General features: G+C 64.8%; 22 protein-coding genes. 11 read left to right on the top strand and 11 right to left on the bottom strand.

Features of this window, described 5'->3' with window-relative positions; translation table 11 throughout:
• Nucleotides 1–74 precede the first annotated feature (74 nt).
• Nucleotides 75–446: a DUF5518 domain-containing protein gene (locus HYG81_RS28055; RefSeq protein ID WP_180839413.1), complete on the top strand. Its 372-nt coding sequence runs from the start codon at nt 75–77 to the stop codon at nt 444–446.
• A gap of 69 nt (nt 447–515) precedes the next feature.
• Here HYG81_RS28055 and HYG81_RS28050 read toward each other — a convergent pair whose 3' ends face one another.
• The 3 genes from HYG81_RS28050 to HYG81_RS28040 form a co-directional block, all read right to left on the bottom strand.
• The gene (locus tag HYG81_RS28050; RefSeq protein WP_180839412.1) at nt 516–869 is read right to left on the bottom strand and encodes a four-helix bundle copper-binding protein; all 354 of its coding nucleotides are present in this window, start codon (nt 867–869) and stop codon (nt 516–518) included.
• Nucleotides 870–980: 111 nt separating this feature from the next.
• Nucleotides 981–1,265, bottom strand: coding sequence for a phosphoribosyl-ATP diphosphatase (gene hisE, locus HYG81_RS28045; protein ID WP_180839411.1), 285 nt, complete (start codon nt 1,263–1,265; stop codon nt 981–983).
• Entirely contained in the window at nt 1,266–1,733 is a 468-nt protein-coding gene (locus HYG81_RS28040; protein WP_180839410.1) for a bifunctional nuclease family protein, read from the bottom strand.
• 48 nt (nt 1,734–1,781) lie between these two features.
• Between HYG81_RS28040 and HYG81_RS28035 the strand changes: the two genes are divergently transcribed.
• On the top strand, nt 1,782–1,922 hold the full coding sequence (locus HYG81_RS28035) for a hypothetical protein (RefSeq protein WP_226777479.1): 141 nt from the start codon (nt 1,782–1,784) through the stop codon (nt 1,920–1,922).
• Nucleotides 1,923–1,986: 64 nt separating this feature from the next.
• On the opposite strand, the gene HYG81_RS28030 is transcribed toward HYG81_RS28035, so the two are convergent.
• The 4 genes from HYG81_RS28030 to pdxT all read right to left on the bottom strand — a co-directional run bounded on the left by HYG81_RS28030 (nt 1,987) and on the right by pdxT (nt 5,407).
• Nucleotides 1,987–2,316: a HalOD1 output domain-containing protein gene (locus HYG81_RS28030; RefSeq protein WP_180839409.1), complete on the bottom strand. Its 330-nt coding sequence runs from the start codon at nt 2,314–2,316 to the stop codon at nt 1,987–1,989.
• A 47-nt stretch (nt 2,317–2,363) separates the two neighbouring features.
• Nucleotides 2,364–3,512 carry a bacterio-opsin activator domain-containing protein gene (locus HYG81_RS28025; protein WP_180842923.1) on the bottom strand — a complete coding sequence of 383 codons (1,149 nt, stop codon included), beginning with the start codon at nt 3,510–3,512 and terminating at the stop codon, nt 2,364–2,366.
• Nucleotides 3,513–3,658: 146 nt separating this feature from the next.
• Nucleotides 3,659–4,639 (bottom strand): acetamidase/formamidase family protein, encoded by a 981-nt coding sequence (locus tag HYG81_RS28020; protein ID WP_180842922.1) that lies wholly within the window; start codon nt 4,637–4,639, stop codon nt 3,659–3,661.
• Nucleotides 4,640–4,786: 147 nt separating this feature from the next.
• Nucleotides 4,787–5,407: a pyridoxal 5'-phosphate synthase glutaminase subunit PdxT gene (gene pdxT / locus HYG81_RS28015; protein ID WP_180842921.1), complete on the bottom strand. Its 621-nt coding sequence runs from the start codon at nt 5,405–5,407 to the stop codon at nt 4,787–4,789.
• A 127-nt stretch (nt 5,408–5,534) separates the two neighbouring features.
• Between pdxT and sp36 the strand changes: the two genes are divergently transcribed.
• Nucleotides 5,535–5,750, top strand: coding sequence for a Sp36 family protein (gene sp36, locus HYG81_RS28010; RefSeq protein WP_180842920.1), 216 nt, complete (start codon nt 5,535–5,537; stop codon nt 5,748–5,750).
• Between the two features lie 6 nt (nt 5,751–5,756).
• A complete protein-coding gene (locus tag HYG81_RS28005; RefSeq protein WP_425607542.1) occupies nt 5,757–6,827 on the top strand; it encodes a DUF7972 family membrane protein in 1,071 nt (356 codons plus the stop codon).
• A gap of 175 nt (nt 6,828–7,002) precedes the next feature.
• On the opposite strand, the gene HYG81_RS28000 is transcribed toward HYG81_RS28005, so the two are convergent.
• Nucleotides 7,003–7,164 (bottom strand): preprotein translocase subunit Sec61beta, encoded by a 162-nt coding sequence (locus HYG81_RS28000; RefSeq protein ID WP_097379553.1) that lies wholly within the window; start codon nt 7,162–7,164, stop codon nt 7,003–7,005.
• A 117-nt stretch (nt 7,165–7,281) separates the two neighbouring features.
• Here HYG81_RS28000 and HYG81_RS27995 point away from each other — a divergent pair, with 117 nt between their 5' ends.
• On the top strand, nt 7,282–7,551 hold the full coding sequence (locus HYG81_RS27995; RefSeq protein WP_180842919.1) for a thioredoxin family protein: 270 nt from the start codon (nt 7,282–7,284) through the stop codon (nt 7,549–7,551).
• A gap of 159 nt (nt 7,552–7,710) precedes the next feature.
• Here HYG81_RS27995 and npdG read toward each other — a convergent pair whose 3' ends face one another.
• A complete protein-coding gene (gene npdG, locus HYG81_RS27990; protein ID WP_180842918.1) occupies nt 7,711–8,379 on the bottom strand; it encodes an NADPH-dependent F420 reductase in 669 nt (222 codons plus the stop codon).
• Between the two features lie 256 nt (nt 8,380–8,635).
• Between npdG and HYG81_RS27985 the strand changes: the two genes are divergently transcribed.
• Entirely contained in the window at nt 8,636–8,887 is a 252-nt protein-coding gene (locus HYG81_RS27985) for a hypothetical protein (protein ID WP_180842917.1), read from the top strand.
• 115 nt (nt 8,888–9,002) lie between these two features.
• Here the strand turns inward: HYG81_RS27985 and HYG81_RS27980 are convergent, their stop codons facing one another.
• Entirely contained in the window at nt 9,003–9,260 is a 258-nt protein-coding gene (locus HYG81_RS27980) for a hypothetical protein (RefSeq protein ID WP_180842916.1), read from the bottom strand.
• 110 nt (nt 9,261–9,370) lie between these two features.
• Here HYG81_RS27980 and HYG81_RS27975 point away from each other — a divergent pair, with 110 nt between their 5' ends.
• The 5 genes from HYG81_RS27975 (at nt 9,371) to HYG81_RS27955 (ending at nt 15,550) form a co-directional block, all read left to right on the top strand.
• Entirely contained in the window at nt 9,371–10,201 is an 831-nt protein-coding gene (locus HYG81_RS27975) for a glycerophosphodiester phosphodiesterase (protein WP_180842915.1), read from the top strand.
• 372 nt (nt 10,202–10,573) lie between these two features.
• Nucleotides 10,574–13,045, top strand: coding sequence for a cbb3-type cytochrome c oxidase subunit I (locus HYG81_RS27970; RefSeq protein ID WP_180842914.1), 2,472 nt, complete (start codon nt 10,574–10,576; stop codon nt 13,043–13,045).
• A 102-nt stretch (nt 13,046–13,147) separates the two neighbouring features.
• Entirely contained in the window at nt 13,148–13,915 is a 768-nt protein-coding gene (locus HYG81_RS27965) for a Nif3-like dinuclear metal center hexameric protein (RefSeq protein ID WP_180842913.1), read from the top strand.
• A 135-nt stretch (nt 13,916–14,050) separates the two neighbouring features.
• Nucleotides 14,051–14,269: a DUF8011 family protein gene (locus HYG81_RS27960; RefSeq protein WP_226376056.1), complete on the top strand. Its 219-nt coding sequence runs from the start codon at nt 14,051–14,053 to the stop codon at nt 14,267–14,269.
• A 225-nt stretch (nt 14,270–14,494) separates the two neighbouring features.
• On the top strand, nt 14,495–15,550 hold the full coding sequence (locus tag HYG81_RS27955) for a deoxyhypusine synthase (protein ID WP_180842912.1): 1,056 nt from the start codon (nt 14,495–14,497) through the stop codon (nt 15,548–15,550).
• A gap of 462 nt (nt 15,551–16,012) precedes the next feature.
• On the opposite strand, the gene HYG81_RS27950 is transcribed toward HYG81_RS27955, so the two are convergent.
• A complete protein-coding gene (locus HYG81_RS27950) occupies nt 16,013–16,900 on the bottom strand; it encodes an MBL fold metallo-hydrolase (protein WP_180842911.1) in 888 nt (295 codons plus the stop codon).
• Nucleotides 16,901–16,941: the final 41 nt, after the last annotated feature.

The raw sequence follows: 16,941 nt of genomic DNA, 5'->3' as shown, positions 1-16,941 counted from the left end.
GTAGAACGCGCGGTCATAAAAGGTCGTTCGTTGTCCGCCGCGAACTTATCCCCGTTGCCGTCCTTCGATCTCGTATGACAAACTGGCGCGCCGTCTTCGTCGGATTCCTCGTCGCGACCGTCTTCGGAATCGTCGGCCTCGTCGTCCCGGGCGTCGGCCAGCTCGTTGCAGGGCTGGTCGGCGGGTTCGTCGCCGGCTACATGGCCGGCGGGAGCCTCGGAAGCGGCGTCTGGCACGGGCTGCTCGCGGGCTCGCTCGGCGGGATCATCGGTGGCCTGCTCATCGCCGTCGCCGTCGGTCTCTCGGGTCTCGCGCTCGGGCCGCTCGGCGGGGCGGTCTCCGGCGCTGCCGGGATCGGTATCTTCCTGCTCGCCGTCACGATCTCGATCGTGATGGCACTCGAGAGCGCCGTCGCCGGTGCCGTCGGTGCCGCGGTCAGTAATTGATCCGTTCGAAAAAGGATGCCGTCGAGTTCTTGATTCGCAGTTCGATCCGTAGTCGCCCGGCGCGTCATTTCAGGCCGAGGCCATCTCCCGACAGCTTTCGGCACACTTCGGCAGCACCTCAGCACAGGCTTGACAGTGGTCGTGATCGTGCTGTTCGCACTCCTCGGCGCACTCCTCGCAGAGATCGGCACAGAGTTCGCCCAGCTCCTGATGGTAGTCCGAGTTGCGGGCCATGAACCGCGCGTGCAGCGACGCGATGTCGGCCACGTCCCGGCAGAGCCGGATGCAGCGGGCCATTCCCTCACCCTCGCCCGCACAGGCGTCCGCACACCACTCACAGACCTGCGCGGCCTCGAGACAGTTGTCGATACACTCCTGCATCTGCTCGTCCGAATGCGCGTTCTGGAGTTGTTGTAGTGCCATCGCCTGTGTCTCTACTGCCCAGCCGATTCAAGATACTCGCGGCGAATGCAAGCGGCGGCGAATGCAAGCGACAGTGAGTCTGAGCGGCGGAACGGCATCCGATCGCAGTCCCTAGCGCCGCGCCTCGAGCTCCGCCTCGAGGTCCGACAGCTCCATGTCCTTCATGGAGAGCAGGACGAGCAGGTGGTAGATGATGTCAGCACCCTCGTGGGCGATCTCCTCGCGGTCGTCGTCCTTCGCGGCCAGCACGAGTTCGGTCGTCTCCTCGCCGAGTTTCTCTAACACTTCGTTCTCGCCCTTCTCGTGGGTGAACAGCGACGCGGTGTAGGAGTCCTCGGGAAGCGTTTCCTTCCGGTCTTCGATCACGGCGAACAGCTCCTCGAGCGTCTCGTCCATCTACATCTCCTCCGACACGTTACGGATGTCTTCGAGTTCGTCGAACTTCTCGCTGTCGTCTCGGCCGTCCTCGAAGACCCCTTCGGTGATCTCGATCGGCGCGTTCGTCCGAGCCGCCAGCGCGAGCGAATCGCTCGGTCGGGCGTCGATCACCGTCTCGCCGCGGGCCGTCTCGAGGTGGAGGTCGGCGATGTAGGTCCCGCCCTGCCCGTCTTCGCGCTCCTCGATTTCGTTGACGACGATGCGGTCGATCCGACTGCCCAACTCCTCCATGACGTCCAACAACAGATCGTGGGTCAGCGGCCGTCCGATATCCTCGGCCTCGAGCCCGCGGGCGATACTCGTCGCCTCGCTGAAGCCGATGAAGATCGGCACGACATCGTCCTCACCGTCGACGGCGAGGACGACCACCGGGACCGGCCCTTGGGGAGTCCCCGCGACGCGAACCGCGTCGATGGATGCCTGCATACCCATACCGTTGGGGAGGAGAGAGAAAACAGGTCCGGTCGCGAATGCATGCACGGATCCGCTATGGAGCCGACGGCGACGTCGGTGACGGCCGGCGTGCGGATGAATACCACTGAATACGGTCGCGTGAGTGGTTCTGGCGGCTGCGAGCGGCGGTCAGACCCGCCGCTCGAACTCGAGACGGTGTGACTGGATGAGGAACCAGACGGTGCAGGAATCCGGCGCTCGGCCGAACTGCGGATCGCGGCCGCGTTCAGTTCTCCGGTGGTTCGACGACGACGTGTCCGTTGCTCGAGACGGTCACCCAACACCCCTCGTAGGAGAAGGAAACGTCGATGGGGCGGTCTCGACCGGACGTCACGATGTCGGTGAGCGCCTCGGGATCGACGGTATCGTAGAGCGGTGACATCGCGGAGAGTTCACAGTTCGTCACGGATGCCACGGCTTCGACGATCGCGACGATCGTGTCGGAGCCGTCATCGAATCGGCTGTGGAACGTTTCTGTAATGGGATCGTATCCCGAACTGTCTGCACTGTGTGGTTGGGCTGAAGCGGAACCGGAGTGGGCCGTCTCGTCGTTCATTACGACCTAGTATCGCAGACGGCGTCGTAAGGGGCGGCACTGACTAGTCAGCGTCCGTCCGCGCCGGACTTCTCGAAGAGGTGCTGGAAGACGGTCCGCTCCGCCTTGCGGAGGTGTTGATTGAAGGTCTGACGGGTGACGCCGAACCGGTCTGCCAGCTCGTCACCGGTGCTCGTCCGCGGCGTGTCGAAGTAGCCGCTGAAGTACGCGGCATCGAGCGTGGCCAACTGCCGGTCGGTAAGCGCATCGGTGACGATGTCGTACAGCAGCGAGGGAGAGTAGACGAGTTCTTCGGACACCAGTTCGACCGGGTCGTGGAACCGTCGAATCTCGTCCGCAGCCGTCCGGTGATCCACGTCGCCGGGGAGCTCGCCGCGGAACCTGACCTCGTCGGGAGCGACGACAATTTCGCGGGGACGGCCGCCGAGCAACGAGAACACGTGGGCGACCGTCTCCGATTCCGAGTGCGCTTCGACTCGACTGTGGCCGCCGACCGAACTGAGCAACCGCACGTCGAGGTAGTGGGGGACCTCTTCGATAGCGGTGACGAAGTCGCTCGCAGCGAGATCCGACGTTCCCATGTACTGGACGGTGGTTCCGTCCGGCAGCGAGACGACGGAGTCGATTTCGATCCGCGTTTCGCCGTCCTCGACGCGAAGCGAGGGCGGAACCGCCGACTCGTCCGTGCGGAACTCGAGCAGTCTGACGCGGTCATTGGTGAGCCGCTTCTCGCGTCGCTTCAACGATGTCACGTCTTCGAACGCAACGACGACGTACTCGATGCTGCCGTCCTCGTCGAAGAGGGGTGCGACGTTGCTCGAGAACCACCGCTCGGCGCCGTCCGGGAGCTCGATCCAGTGTTCGAACCCGAACTCGGGCGCACCGGTCTCGAAGACGCGCGTGACGGCGTGGTCGTCCGCGGAGACGGGCGTCCCGTCGTCGTAGTAGATGTTCCACTCGGACGGGCCGTACGCTCGGCCAATGAGTTCCTCGCGCGGGAGTCCAAGCGTTTCCGCCGCGCGTTCGTTCGCGAAGGCGATACTGCCAGTCGAATCGATCACGAGGGCGGCGACCGGACAGACGTCGAAGAGCCGTCGCGCGAGGTCCTCGGGAAGCGTTTCTTGCGATTCGTTCTCGTTCGTCCTCCGCTCTGACGATTCGTCGTCGCGAACGCCGCTCGCTGGTACGTCCGTCATCGCGTTACCGTCCGCTCGCTGTCCGCGGAATTCGCCTTGCGGCGATCGCTCGACGTTTCGGTGATTCGACACCAGCGCATAGCACTGCTACGGTGCCAATGAATAAATGCGTACCACTGGTTCCACCCTGAATATCGACCACTACGTCATATCGATCGGCGTTCTCCGGCCGGAAAGAGACGCTCCGGAAGGTACGCGGAGACGACCCAGTTCGGGGCGTTGACCACCTCGTTGAGCTTCAGATCGACGGCCGCCGAACACAGGATGTAGGCCTCGCTCCGCTCGAGGCCGCGCTCGTCGTGCAGGTGGTCAATCATGTTCCGGACGGCCGCTCTGGTCGCCGTCAGCAGGTCGTCCGCGATCCCCGTCGTCCCGTACATCGGCTCGTCCCGGCCGGTCGGGGTGAACGGCCCCGTGGTCTCGAACTGGGGCCGGTCGATCGACAGGTCCGACCGGAGATCGAACCGACAGGTGACGGTCATCGGCGTCTCGATACCGGTTCCACAGACTTCGCCGTCTCCCTGCGCGGCGTGCCCGTCACCGATACTGAAAAGGGCTCCGTCGACCGCGACGGGCAGATACAGCGTTGATCCCGCCGTGAGCTGTTTGATGTCCACGTTCCCGCCGACCGACCGCGGCGGGAACGTCTCGTGAGTACCGTCCTCGGCGGGTGCGACGCCGATCACGCCGGGGAACGGATCGAGCGGCACCTCGATGTCGTTCACGAACCGAGCGACGTCACCGTCGAACTCCCAGACGTACAGCTCCGGCTCCGGAAACTCGTCGGCCAGTAGCCCGAGTTCCGCTTCACCCGGGAGGACCAGCGTGTACCCCCACCCGTGATGGTCGATTTCGAGCAGTTCGACCTCGAGGACGTCGCCCGGTCGAGCGCCCTCGACCGCGACGGGGCCGGTCAGCGAGTGAACCCGGTCGACGTCGAGGGCGGCGACGTCGGCGATCGCCGAGTCGGGACCGAGCTGTCCGCCCGTCGAGTCCTCGCACGTAAAGCGGACGGTGTCGCCGGGCTCGATCGTTTGTACCGGCTCGAGGCCGTTGTTCCACGCGCTGTGAACCGTCTCGTCGCCGGCAGTGATCTCGTAATCGGGCGCGTCGTGTTCGCTCGACATGTATCCCCAGTCACACCATGTGACGAGATAAAACAGTCGCCCACTTCGTCCCGGCTGCGAGCGGTGATCGAGGTGCTACTCGCTGTTCTGCGCCACTCGGTCTACGTTGCGCTCACTGGATGCGGGGACGCTCACCGCACGCGGGTTCTAACTACTGCGCTCGCTCGCTGCAGGGACGTCGGCGTCGGCGTTCTCGAAGAGGGCCAGCCCGTGGATGCGGCTGTCGGGGGTCAGTTCCGGATGGAAGGCAGTGCCGACGACCGGGCCGTCCCGGACCGCGACCGGGCGGTCGTCCCACGTCGCGAGCACGTCGGCGTCGCCGACCGAATCGATAGCGGGCGCGCGAATGAACACGGCCGGATACGGCTCGTCGAGTCCCGCAACCGCGAGCGGCGCTTCGAAACTGTCCTTCTGCCGGCCGAAGGCGTTGCGTTCGACCGTGACGTCGATCACCTCGAGTTCTCCGATCCGGTCGTCCCCGGCGTCGCTCGAGGCGACGATCAGGCCGGCACAGGTCGCGAGCAGCGGTTTGTCGGCGGCGACGTGCGCCCGGATCTCGGCGGCGATCCCCTCGCCGTGGAGCAGTCGAGAGATGGTCGTCGACTCGCCGCCGGGCATCGCCAGCAGATCGCAGTCGGGAACGATCCCCGACTCGCGGATCTCGCGGACGGTGACCTCGCGGTCGCGGGCCGCCGCGGCGCGTTCGATGGCCGCCGCGTGTTCCTCAACGTCGCCCTGGACCGCGACGACGCCCGCAGTCAGTGACATGGCCGCGGCTACGGAAGGGGGCGTCAAAAACGTCGCGCCATCGGAACCGACTGCGGCGTCGGACCCGGTCGGTTGGGACATGTCTGCCGCATCCTTACCGCCCTCGGCCACATCAGCTAAATCAGAGATGAGTCAATCCAACGCGCGTCGATGGGAGTACAGGACGATCAGACCGTCTCGCAGCGAAACGAAAAAGGAGGCAGAGGATCCGCAAGCGGCGCTGAACGAGCACGGCGCTGACGGCTGGGAACTCGTCGAGACGATCGACTACACGGGCGGCGGGACCAAGTATCTGGTATTCAAACGCCCCGCCGAGACGAGCACCGGTGCCGATGACGGGTGAATCGCTGTGAACGACACCGACGACCTCGATAGTGAGATAGCTGACGACACCGATACCGAGACGGACGGCGACTCGGACATCGGCACGGCCAACACGATGCGCGAACGCGCCGGCGAAAGTCGGCTCAAGATTTGGCTCCTGCTCGCCGCCTCTCGGCTGCAGGTGACCGTCGTCCTGGCGCTCGGCGTGTTCGTCGCGTTCGTCGTGTTCGTCACCCTCACGCCGTCTCCCCTGCATCCACAGCTTCAGACCGGCGACACCATCGAAACGATGTTCTCCACGATGATCGGGGCGATCATCACCGGCGCCACGCTCGTCGTCACCATCGGTCAGTTGGTACTCTCCCAAGAGAACGGTCCGCTCGGCGAACAGCGCGATCGGATGGAGAACTCGATGGACTTCCGGGAGTACACCGAGGAACTGATCGGGTCGCCCAGCCCGGCGGATCCGTCGGAGTTCCTCCGCCAACTCGTCTTCGTGGCCGAACTGCGAGCGAAGGCGCTTCGCGACGGCGTCGCCGACAACGACGACGACCAGCTCCGCGCGGAGGTCGACGAGTTCACCGACAGCCTCGTGGGTAACGCCGAAGTGGTCATCGATCAACTCGAGGACGCAACGTTCGGGAACTTCAGCGTCCTGTTCGCCGCACTGAACTTCAACTACGGCTGGAAGATTTTCCAGGTCGAACGGATCGCGAACGATTTCGAAGACAGCCTGAGCGACGAAGAGCTGTCCAATTTAGAGGATCTGAAGACATCGCTCAGCCTGTTCGGGCCGGCGCGAGAGCACGTCAAGACGTTGTACTTCGAGTGGGAACTCGTCACGCTCTCGCAGATGATCCTCTACGCGGCGATTCCGGCGCTGGTCATCGCCGGCGTCATGCTCACGGTCGTCGACGCGGGCACGTTCCCCGGGCGAACGCTCGGCGTGGCGAACATCACGTTGGCGATCGGCGCGGCGTTCACGGCGACGCTCGTGCCGTTTCTGCTGTTCGCGGCCTACGTCCTCAGAATCGTGACGGTCGCCAAGCGAACGCTCGCGATCGAACCGCTGATCCTCCGCAACTCCCAGCGGTAGCGACGAACCGGTGGCGACTTTCCGTCTCGGACGCGACTCGAGCCGACCGGGTCCTCGAGACGAGATGAATTCGTTCGCGATGTCCGATCCCGCGACGGGCCCTCGCCGGTGTATCGAAATTTCGCTCTTGCTCTCGCTACTCGAGCGATGCAACGAGAAGTGGCGGATGGCCGCGTTACGAGACGAACGTCAGCAACTGGACCAGCACGCCCAGCATGACGCCGAACGCGATGACCGTCTTGGGGTCGATACGGATGGCGTTCGAGTCCTCGGAGTCGAAGTACCGGACGAGTCCGGCACTGGACATCAGCCCGCCAGTGTTCTGTCCTTTGTCCATACTCGTCCCTATGGGCCCCTGAAACTAAACCTTTCGACCGAGCTCGTCGCCGATCACGGCAATGTGTTGGCAGTGGGAAACCCTTATGCGCAGCGCGTGGCAACTAGCGTTGACCGCATGACTGTCACACTCAAGGACTTCTACGCAGACTGGTGTGGCCCCTGCAAGACCCAGGACCCAATCCTCGAGGAGCTCGAGGACGACTGGGAGGGCCGATTCGAAGTCGAGAAAGTAAACGTCGACGAACAACAGGACGTCGCCAACGAGTACCAGGTTCGATCGCTGCCGACGCTCGTCATCGAGAACGACGACGGCATCGTCGAGCGCTTCGTCGGCGTCACCCAGCGCAACGACATCGAGGACGCCCTCGAGTCGGCCGGCGCGTAGACGACGAACACCTACGATTTTCTTCGGTTTTCGCGAGCGACGAGCGGCAGCGTCGGCCGTTTCCGTACGGCGCGCCCGCTCGAGGAGCGGGAGTTCTCGAGTGCGTCGAATCGGGACGACGTCAGTCGCTCTGGCTCGTCTCGGTTCAGCCCACGCCGTTTACGTCCACTTCACGCCGACGTCGTGCATGTCCTCGTTGTACTTCGCGATGTTGATGACCAGTGGCGTGACGCTCTCGACTTCGGCCGCGTTGGCCAGCGGCCCGGCCTCGAGCGCGCGCAGCCCTTCGAGCTCGTTGGCAATCGTCAGGACGGTCTCTTTCGCGTCATCGTCGTCCGCGACGACGAGCGTATCGAGGTCGAGGTCGTTCTCGAGGGTCGACAGCGCGTCGGCCGCGAGGTTGTGAAAGGCACCGACGACCGGCACTTCGTCGGGGGCCCGCTGCGCGACGAGTTCGGTGACGCTGCCGGCGTCCGGCGGGTGGTAGTGCAGGCCGTCCTCGTCGCCCTGCATCCCGACGGCGGGGGTGACCAGCACGGTGTCCGCGTCGAGGCTATCGGCGACCGCTTCGACGGTGTCGCCGACGTAGTACGGCGGGACGCTGAGAACCACGACATCGGCCCGATCGGCCGCCATCTCGTTCCCGAAGCCCTTGATGTCGACGTCGTCGGTGCGGTCCGCGAGTTCGTCTTCGTATTCCGCGACCGCGTCGCGGGCCTTTTCCGGATCCCTCGAGCCGATGAGAATCTCGTGGCCCGTATCGCGCGCCAACCGCAGGGCGAGTCCCTCGCCGATGTCGCCGGTGCCGCCGAGTAGTGCAATTCGCATACGCACCTCTCGGGGGAGCACCCGAATAAAAGGGCCGGAGATCGGCCGATCTCGCCGGGTTCTCTGATGCGCTCGAGCGGTGATCTCCGCTCGCAGTGGTATGATAACGGTGACCACCGCCAGCGATGCTGTGCGATGCCGTCGGCTGTGAGCGGAACACTGTGTCTGTGTCGGACCGGAAACCTGGGGATGACGCGGCCATCTGTGACCGTCACCAGTCCGAACTGTTTTGCCTCGACGATGCGAATCGTCGGCTATGTCATCCGTACGTCACTCGCTCCGCGAGGTCTGGAGCGTCGCAACCGACTACGAGTCCACGCGGCTGTGGGTGCTCGTCGTCGTTTCGGCAGTGATACTCAGTCTGGCGTTTTCGCTGCTGGTTACCGCCGTCTGGGAGCTGTTTTTCGACCCGTCTTCGACACTGGCCGGGGGATCCCGATTTCTGTCGATGGTCGCACTGTATCTCGGTTTCAGCTACGCGGTCAATCGCCGGTATAGTATCACCTGAAGCGATTCTCACACCGATCGCACAGGCCGCGGTTCTCGTCCCGAACCGTGCTCCCGTCGTGCGATCGGGTGCACATTGACTTATTGACTTTCAGTTGGTACTATAGGTGAGACCACTACGGTGCATCGTCCTCGGACGGGTTCATCGCCGCGCCCAGCCCGCTATCGTAGGCGTCGCGCTCGGTCACCTCGCGGATCCGCTGTTCGAGTCGATCCTCGAGCGCCCGTCGCCGTTCCTCGTCGACGTCGGCGTTGTTCCCCAGATCCTGCAGGTCCTGCCGGGCCGTTCGCAGGACGGCGACGGCCTCCTCGGTCTCGAGGTCGGCGGCGCGGTCGAGCGCGCGTTCGACGTCCGCGAGCGTGGTCTCGGTCATGGTGACCCCTTCCGCGGGGATACGGATTAAAGACGGGCCGGGTATCGCCACGTCTAGGATGCGAGCGCCGACGCCACAGCTTCCATTACCCGGCTTCCCGTCGATCCGGTATGGCACGCCCAGCCGTCATCGCCCACCGCGGCTACGCCGGCATCGCACCCGAAAACACGATCGAGGCGGCGACTCGAGCTGCCGACCGCGACGAGACCGCGATGCTCGAGATCGACGTCCAACCGGCCGCCTGCGGAACCCCGGTCGTCGTCCACGACGAGCGCCTCGAGGGGGTCCGCGACGGCCGGCCACTGACCGACGCGGCGGGGCTCGTCCGGGAGACGCCGCTCGCGGAGCTTCGAACGGCGCGGGTGCTGGGTACCGACGCGACGATCCCGACGCTCGCGGACGTGCTCGAGGCCGTCCCCGAGACAGTGGGCCTCAACGTCGAACTGAAGAATCCCGGCCGATCGGACCTGCGCGTCGGTGAGTTGCTTTCGGGGAACGAACGCGCCGAGCGCCGAGAGGTGTGGCGACCGTTCGTCGAGCGCGTCGTCGCCGACTGCGAGGGGTTCGGCGGCGAACTGCTCTTCTCGTCCTTTTGCGAGGGGGCGATCGCGGCGCTCCGCGAGGTCGCCGACGACGCCGCTGCGCCGCTGGTGTGGGACGACCTCGAGGCCGGGCTCGAGATCGCGCGCCGCTACGACTGCGAGGCGATCCATCCGCCGCGGAACGCGATCGCCGGAACGGAGCTGGCCGAGACGGTCTACGCCGGTTTTTCGACGGGGGAACCCGAGATCGACGTGCTCGAGGCGGCCCACGCGGAGGGTCGAGCGGTCAACGCCTGGACGGCGACGAACTGGCTCCAGTTCGAGCAGCTCGCGGCGGCCGGCGTCGACGGAATCATCGCCGACTATCCCGGACTGGATCGGGACTCGAGCGAGCGATAGCCCGTTCGGTTCCGCCACGGCAATCCTGCAGTGACGATTCGCGGGTAAGCGAGTGCGATAGCAGCCACTGATCCCGGCTCGGTTTCCCGTTCGAGATCGACTGTCAGAGCGGTTCTGATGAGATTCGGTCGTCTGAGTGCCCCTAGAGGGCTGTAACCGGAGAACACGATTCCAACGGAAGTGTGAGAGGGTAAGTACTGCCTGCAACTGCGCCGGATACCTTGATACGATAAATCGTGCAGAGGATGTGGTGACTATGTATCTCGTTGTGCGTTCGGAGAGCCGTTTCGACCGTGGGTTCGCGGGCGAAACCGGCCCCACCACGTTCAGAGATGATCTCTACTCGAGGCACTGCTCAGGAGGTGGTGCTCCATGAGCGAACTCCCGCCGCAGACGAGTATCAAGCGGTGGCTGGTGACGACGAATCACAAAGACGTCGGAATTCTATACATCGCGACGGCGCTGTTCTTCCTCATCGCCGGCGGCGTCCTCGCATTGTTATTCCGCGCTCACCTCTGGGAGTTCGGCGGCACCGGACTCCTCACCAACAACGAGTACAATCAGTCGGTTTCAATCCACGGGCTGTTGATGGTGTTCTGGTTTATTTCACCGCTCGGATTCGGCTTCGGGAACTATATCGTTCCGCTCCAGCTCGGAGCACAGGATATGGCATTTCCGCGCCTGAACGCGCTGAGTTACTGGTTCTACCTTTTCTCGGGCCTTCTCGTCATCGTCTCGTTCTTCCAGGGGGCGACGTGGGCCAACGGCTGGTACATGTACGCGCCGCTGAACGTGCCGATCTACAACCCCGGCTACACGCTGACGATGGGCGGCAATACGACGATCCTCGCGTTGACCCTGTTCGTCCTGTCGACCACCCTCAGTACGGTGAATTTCCTGACGACGATTCACTGCTGTCGCGCCGAGGGCCTCGGCCTGTGGAACATGCCGCTGGTCTCGTGGGGGATCCTCCTGACCGTCTGGATGATGCTATTCGCGTTCGCGGCGCTGCTGGCCGCACTGATCCTCATGTTGACCGACCGCCTCCTGCTCACGCAGTACTTCTCTTCGACGGAGCAGGGCTCGAGCCTGCTGTGGGGGCATCTCTTCTGGTTCTTCGGCCATCCGGAGGTGTACATCGTCTTCTTCCCCGCACTGGGGATCATGTTCGAGACGTTCCAGACGTTCACTGGCCGCCGAATCGTCGGCCGGAAGTGGGTCATCATCGCCATGGTGCTCGTCGCGGTGCAGTCCTTCCTGGTCTGGATGCACCACATGTTTCTGACGACGATCAACCTCCCGATCAAAACGCTGTTCATGGCGACGACGATCGGGATTTCGCTCCCCTTCGACCTGATGGTCTTCGCGTTGATCTACACGATGGTCAAGGGTCGCGTTCGATTCACGACACCGTTTCTGTTCTCGCTGGGCGCGCTCGTCCTGTTTATCATCGGCGGCATTACGGGCGTCTTCCTCGGTGCAGTGGTTCTCGACTACGAGTTCCGGGGCACCTACTGGGTCGTCGCTCACTTCCACTACGTGATGGTCTCCGGTGTCACCGCGCTGATCGGCGGCCTCTACTACTGGTGGCCGAAGATCTCCGGCAAGATGTACGACGAACGGCTCGGGAAGCTCAGCTTCGCCGTCTACTTCGTCGGATTCAACCTGCTGTACTTCCCGATGTTCCTCGCGTGGGAGACGCCTCGTCGCGTCTTCCACTACCCCGAGGGGACCGAGCTCTACCACCAGCTGGCGACTGTCGGGGCCTTCGTTATCGGGATGGGGGTTCTGCTCGTGTTCATCACACTCGCGAAGAGTTTCGTTTTGGGGCCCGATGCGCCCGATAACCCGTGGACATACACGCGGACCGCCGAGTGGGCGACCACGTCGCCGCCGCCGCTCGAGAACTGGCCGAACCGACCCAGCTACGCGAGCGGTCGCCTCGAGTTCGTCGACGACGCGACGGCGGCCGACGGCGGTGCGGTCGCCCACGAGCAAACCGGGGAAGCCGAGTCGCTCGAGGCCGACCACGAGGATCACGCGAGCATCTGGCCGTTCGGGATCGGAATCGGCATGTTCGTCATGTTCCTCGGACTGTCGGGACTGACGCCCTACGTCGCCGACTTCGCGACCGCACGTGGCGCTGACCTCCCCGGGACGGTTACCGGATCAGAGAACGTTCTCTATCCCGTGCTCTCGCTCATCGGTGTCGGCATTCTGGGGACCGCGCTGTTCCAGTACGGGCGCGAGGAATTCAACGCACCCGAGATGGCTATCGCCGAGCGCTGGCCGTTCGGGGGGGTCGGCACGACGAAGACCGGCGTCTGGTTCTTCCTCGCCTCGGACGTCGTCGTCTTCGGTGCCGTCATCGGGGCGTACGTGTTCATGCGGCTCCACGCCGGCTGGGGCAACTTCGAGACCGTGCCGCCGTCGGCGACGATCGGCCTGATCAACACCTACGTCCTGATCACCTCGAGTTTCACGGTCATCCTCGCGCTGGTGATGGCCGAACGCGGGAACAAGCGCGGGCTGCTGGCGTCGATGGGGGTCACGCTGCTACTCGGACTCACGTTCCTCGGCATCAAGGGCTACGAGTGGGGCCAGGAGTTCGCTCACGACATCTACTGGTTTACCGAACTCCAGTACTCGCTGTACTTCGTGACGACCGGCCTCCACGCGTTCCACGTCATCCTCGGGCTGCTCATCGCGGCGTTCATGATCTACCGGATCGTGACCGTCGACGCCTACCTCACGGACGACCGCCCGGTCGAGTACTTCGGGCTCTACTGGCACTTCGTCGACATCGTCTGGGTGATTCTCTTCCCGCTGTTCTACCTCATGTAGCGCGCCCGTCTCCACGTTTTCCGCACGCGACGGTCGCTCGCCCCATCCCGATTCCAGTGGGAATCAACCGGATACAAGGAGCCCGCCGCCGAACGGCGGAGCATGCAACTCTCGAGCGTCGTCGATCGACTCGACGAAGAGCTTCGAACCGAAGATTACGCTGACATCGACGCCAGCGCGAACGGGCTGCAGGTCGGCCCGGACGAGGCCGATATCGAGCGCGTCGCGTTCGCCGTCGACGGCGTCCGCGAGACGATTGACCGCGCCGTCGAGGCCAACGCGGACCTGCTGGTCGTCCACCACGGGCTCTCGTGGGGCGGCTTCGACCGCGTGACCGGCCGCACCTACGACCGAATCGCTCCGCTGCTCACGAACGACCTCGCGCTGTACGTCTCCCATCTCCCGCTCGACGGCCAGCAGGAACTGGGCAACGCCGCCGGCGTCGCCGACCTGCTCGGACTCGAGGACCGCGCCCCGTTTGGCGAACTCGGCCCCGAGCACATCGGCCAGCGCGGGACGGCCGCCGATCCCTACGCACCCGACGAGCTCCGCGAGCGCCTCGAGACGAATCTGGATACCGGTGGCCAGCCGGTCCAGCACCTCGCGTTCGGGCCGGACGAGATCGAAGACGTCGCGGTCGTTACCGGCAGCGGGGTCGACTGGCTCGACGAGGCCGTCGACGCGGGCGCGGACGCGCTGGTGACCGGCGAGGGGAAAGGGAAGACCTACCACGAAGCGCAGGAGGCGGGAATCCACGTCTTCCTCGCGGGTCACTACGCGACGGAGACGTTCGGCGTGCGCTCGCTGCAGGACCTGGTCGAGGGGTGGGACCTCGAGACGACCTTCCTCGACGTGCCGACGGGGCTCTGACGGCCGTTCGCGAGCGGTTCGGCCGATCGTTTCCCTCCCGTTCGAAGCCGACACGCGGTTCGCCGGTCGCGTGCGGCCGTCGGTACGGAAGGAAGGGACCGCACTTTTTACTTGGAGCGGACAGTATCAGGGCCTGTGGACATTCATATTATGGCGCTCGCCTCCGAACCGAGCGGCTGGCGCGCTGCGCGGGTGTCCCTCGGTGGGTCGCTCGCGTTCGCCGCTCTGTACGCGTACTTCGAACTCCTCCATACCAGCGGCTCAGTCTCGCTGCTGGTTCTCGGAGCCGCGGCGGGCCTGTCGGGCGTCGCAGAACTGTTGCCGAAGAACAGACGGCGATCGTCCTGCGGCTGACAGCAATCGGGCTGCTCGTAGTGCTGATCGCGGCGGCGCTCCGTTCGCTACTGTCGTGATTCGCCGCGACGGCAGTGGGTGAGTGCCCCCTCGTGAGCAGACGAGCTGTGACGGGTGCTTGATGGATAGTGGTTCGACGGCTCCCGAGAGAGGGTTTCGGATACCTCGCGGCGACGGATCGACGGAATCGCGACGTTGAAACCGCTGGCTCGCGGACACGTGGACATGAGCGACGAGCACGACCACGGGAGCGACGACGCCGACGGCGAGGCGGACGGCCATCACGAGCCCGACCGAAAGACCTTCTCGCACGACCCGATCGGCCACGCCGAGGTCCGGGCCGGAATGACGGTCGGGGAACTCGCCGACGAGTACGGCAACGCCGGCGTCGGTGCGGCGGACCTCCACGAGGCCGTCGACGTCACCGAAGCGATGTTCGACGACGACGTGACCGTCTTCTTCGGCCTCGCGGGCGCGATGGTCCCCACGGGGATGCGAGCCATCGTCGCCGAGCTGATCCGGGACGGCTATATCGACGTTCTCGTCACGACCGGCGCGAACCTCACCCACGATTCCATCGAGGCCATCGGCGGGAAACACCACCACGGCGCGGTCCACGCCGAGGGGAAGACCGAGCGCGAACACGACGAGACGCTGCGCGACGAGGGCGTCGACCGCATCTACAACGTCTACCTCCCACAGGAGTTCTTCGCGACCTTCGAATCGCACCTGCGCGACGAGGTCTTTCCGGTCCTCGAGGAGGAGGGTGTCGTCCCGATCCAGCGACTCACCGAGGAGCTCGGGCGGGCGAACGCCGAGGTGAACGAACGCGACGACGTCGACGAGGACGCGGGTATCGCCGCCGCGGCGTACGAGAACGACGTGCCGATCTACTGCCCCGCCGTCCAGGACTCCGTGCTCGGCCTGCAGGCGTGGATGTACTCCCAGACCTCGGAGTTCTCGCTGGACGCGCTGGCGGACATGACGCCGCTGACCGATATCGCCTACCACGCCGAGGAGGCCGGCGCGTTCGTCGTCGGCGGCGGCGTCCCCAAGAACTTCACCCTCCAGACGATGCTCGTCTCGCCCGACGCCTACGATTACGCGGTCCAGTTGACGATGGATCCCCAACAGACCGGCGGCCTCTCCGGCGCAACCCTCGACGAGGCCCGCTCGTGGGGCAAACTCGAGAAAGACGCCGAGAACGTCTCGGTCTACGCCGACGCGACGATCACGCTCCCGCTCGTGGTCGCCGCGGCTCGCGAACGGCTCGAAAACTAATCTCACGGCGCTTGAGGGAGATGATACCACTGCGCTTGCCCACAATGAGTACCACATCGGCTCGAGACTGGTCAACCGACGTGCGGTGGCGCGCGCTGGGTCGCGTCGAACGATCAGTGAGACGCGGACCGAAACTGCGCGAGGGATGAGGACCGCAGCGACCAGCGGGAGCGAGGACCGCAATCGGCTGGGGAGGGCGTGGCTACTCCGTGTTGCCAGCATGAGCAGGACGCTCGTCGTCGGTGAGATTGAAACGAACACAGTGTCCCTGCTATCGTGGCAACAGGGATTTCCACATCCTCCCCAGCCGATTCGTTCGCTCCAAAGTCGCTCACTCATCCCTCGCACAGATCGAACCGCAGTTCGCTGGTCGCTCACTGCGGTTCAGCGCGCGCCACCGCACACCGGTTGCTCAAACCGAAGCGACACGGCGGGCCGCCGCATTGGCCGCTCGCCGGCGACTCACCCCCGATTTGACGACGGTTCGAACTCGTAGCTCTCGCCGTGCTCGAGGTATGCCACGCGATCCTCGAGTCCCGCCTTCTCGACTGCCGCTTTGAAGTTCGACAGCGGCGACCGGAACACCTCGTAGTCGTTGTAGTGGATCGGAATCGAGGTCTCGGCGTCGATCAGGTCGACGGCCTCGACCCCCTGTTTCGCGTCCATCGTCAGGAGCACGCCCAGGATCCGCGTCCCGCCCAGGTGCAACAGCGCGAGGTCGATCTCGGGGTAGCGCTCGGGAATCTCCTCGAGCGCGTCGTAGACGAGCGTATCGCCCGAGACGTAGAGCCGGATGAGCGGCGGCTCCTCGGGGGCGATCTCGTCGGACCGGAACTCGAGCATGCTCCCCATCACCGGCGGCAGCCCCTTCGAGACGACGGGCGGGCCGTGGCGGCCGGGCGTCGCCGTAATCGTGAGGCGGGCGGTCCCCTTCTGAAGCCGGCATTCCTCCCAGGTCTCGAGCGGGTAGGTCTCGTGAAACCCCTTTTCGGCGAGCTTCTCGGCCGCGTGCGGGGTCGTCACGATCGGGAGCCCCTTGTCGAGTTTCGCCTCGACGACGCGGTCGAAGTGGTCGCCGTGGTAGTGTGACAGCAGGACGAAATCGATCGACGGCAACTCCTCGATTTCGAGGGCGGGATCGGTCCGCCGCCGAGAGGTGATCCCGTAGCCGAGGTGGACGTGATCGCCGCTGTGGAGGAAGTTCGGATCCGTCAGGATCGTGAAGCCGGCGTACTCGAGGATCACCGTCGCGGTTCCGACGAAGAAGATCGATCCGTGCTCGAGGTCGGCGTCGTCGGTTTCGTCGGTCGGGAGTTCGAGGTCGACGTCCGCATCGTGAACCTGGCTCATAGACGACCCTCCACCGTGCGTCCGTTTCAACCCCTTTCGAA

It is taken from the genome of Natrinema zhouii, assembly GCF_013456555.2.
GTDB lineage: Archaea > Halobacteriota > Halobacteria > Halobacteriales > Natrialbaceae > Natrinema > Natrinema zhouii.
Note: the sequence above shows the minus strand (reverse complement) of the source record. Positions and strands in the feature narration are given on the sequence as shown.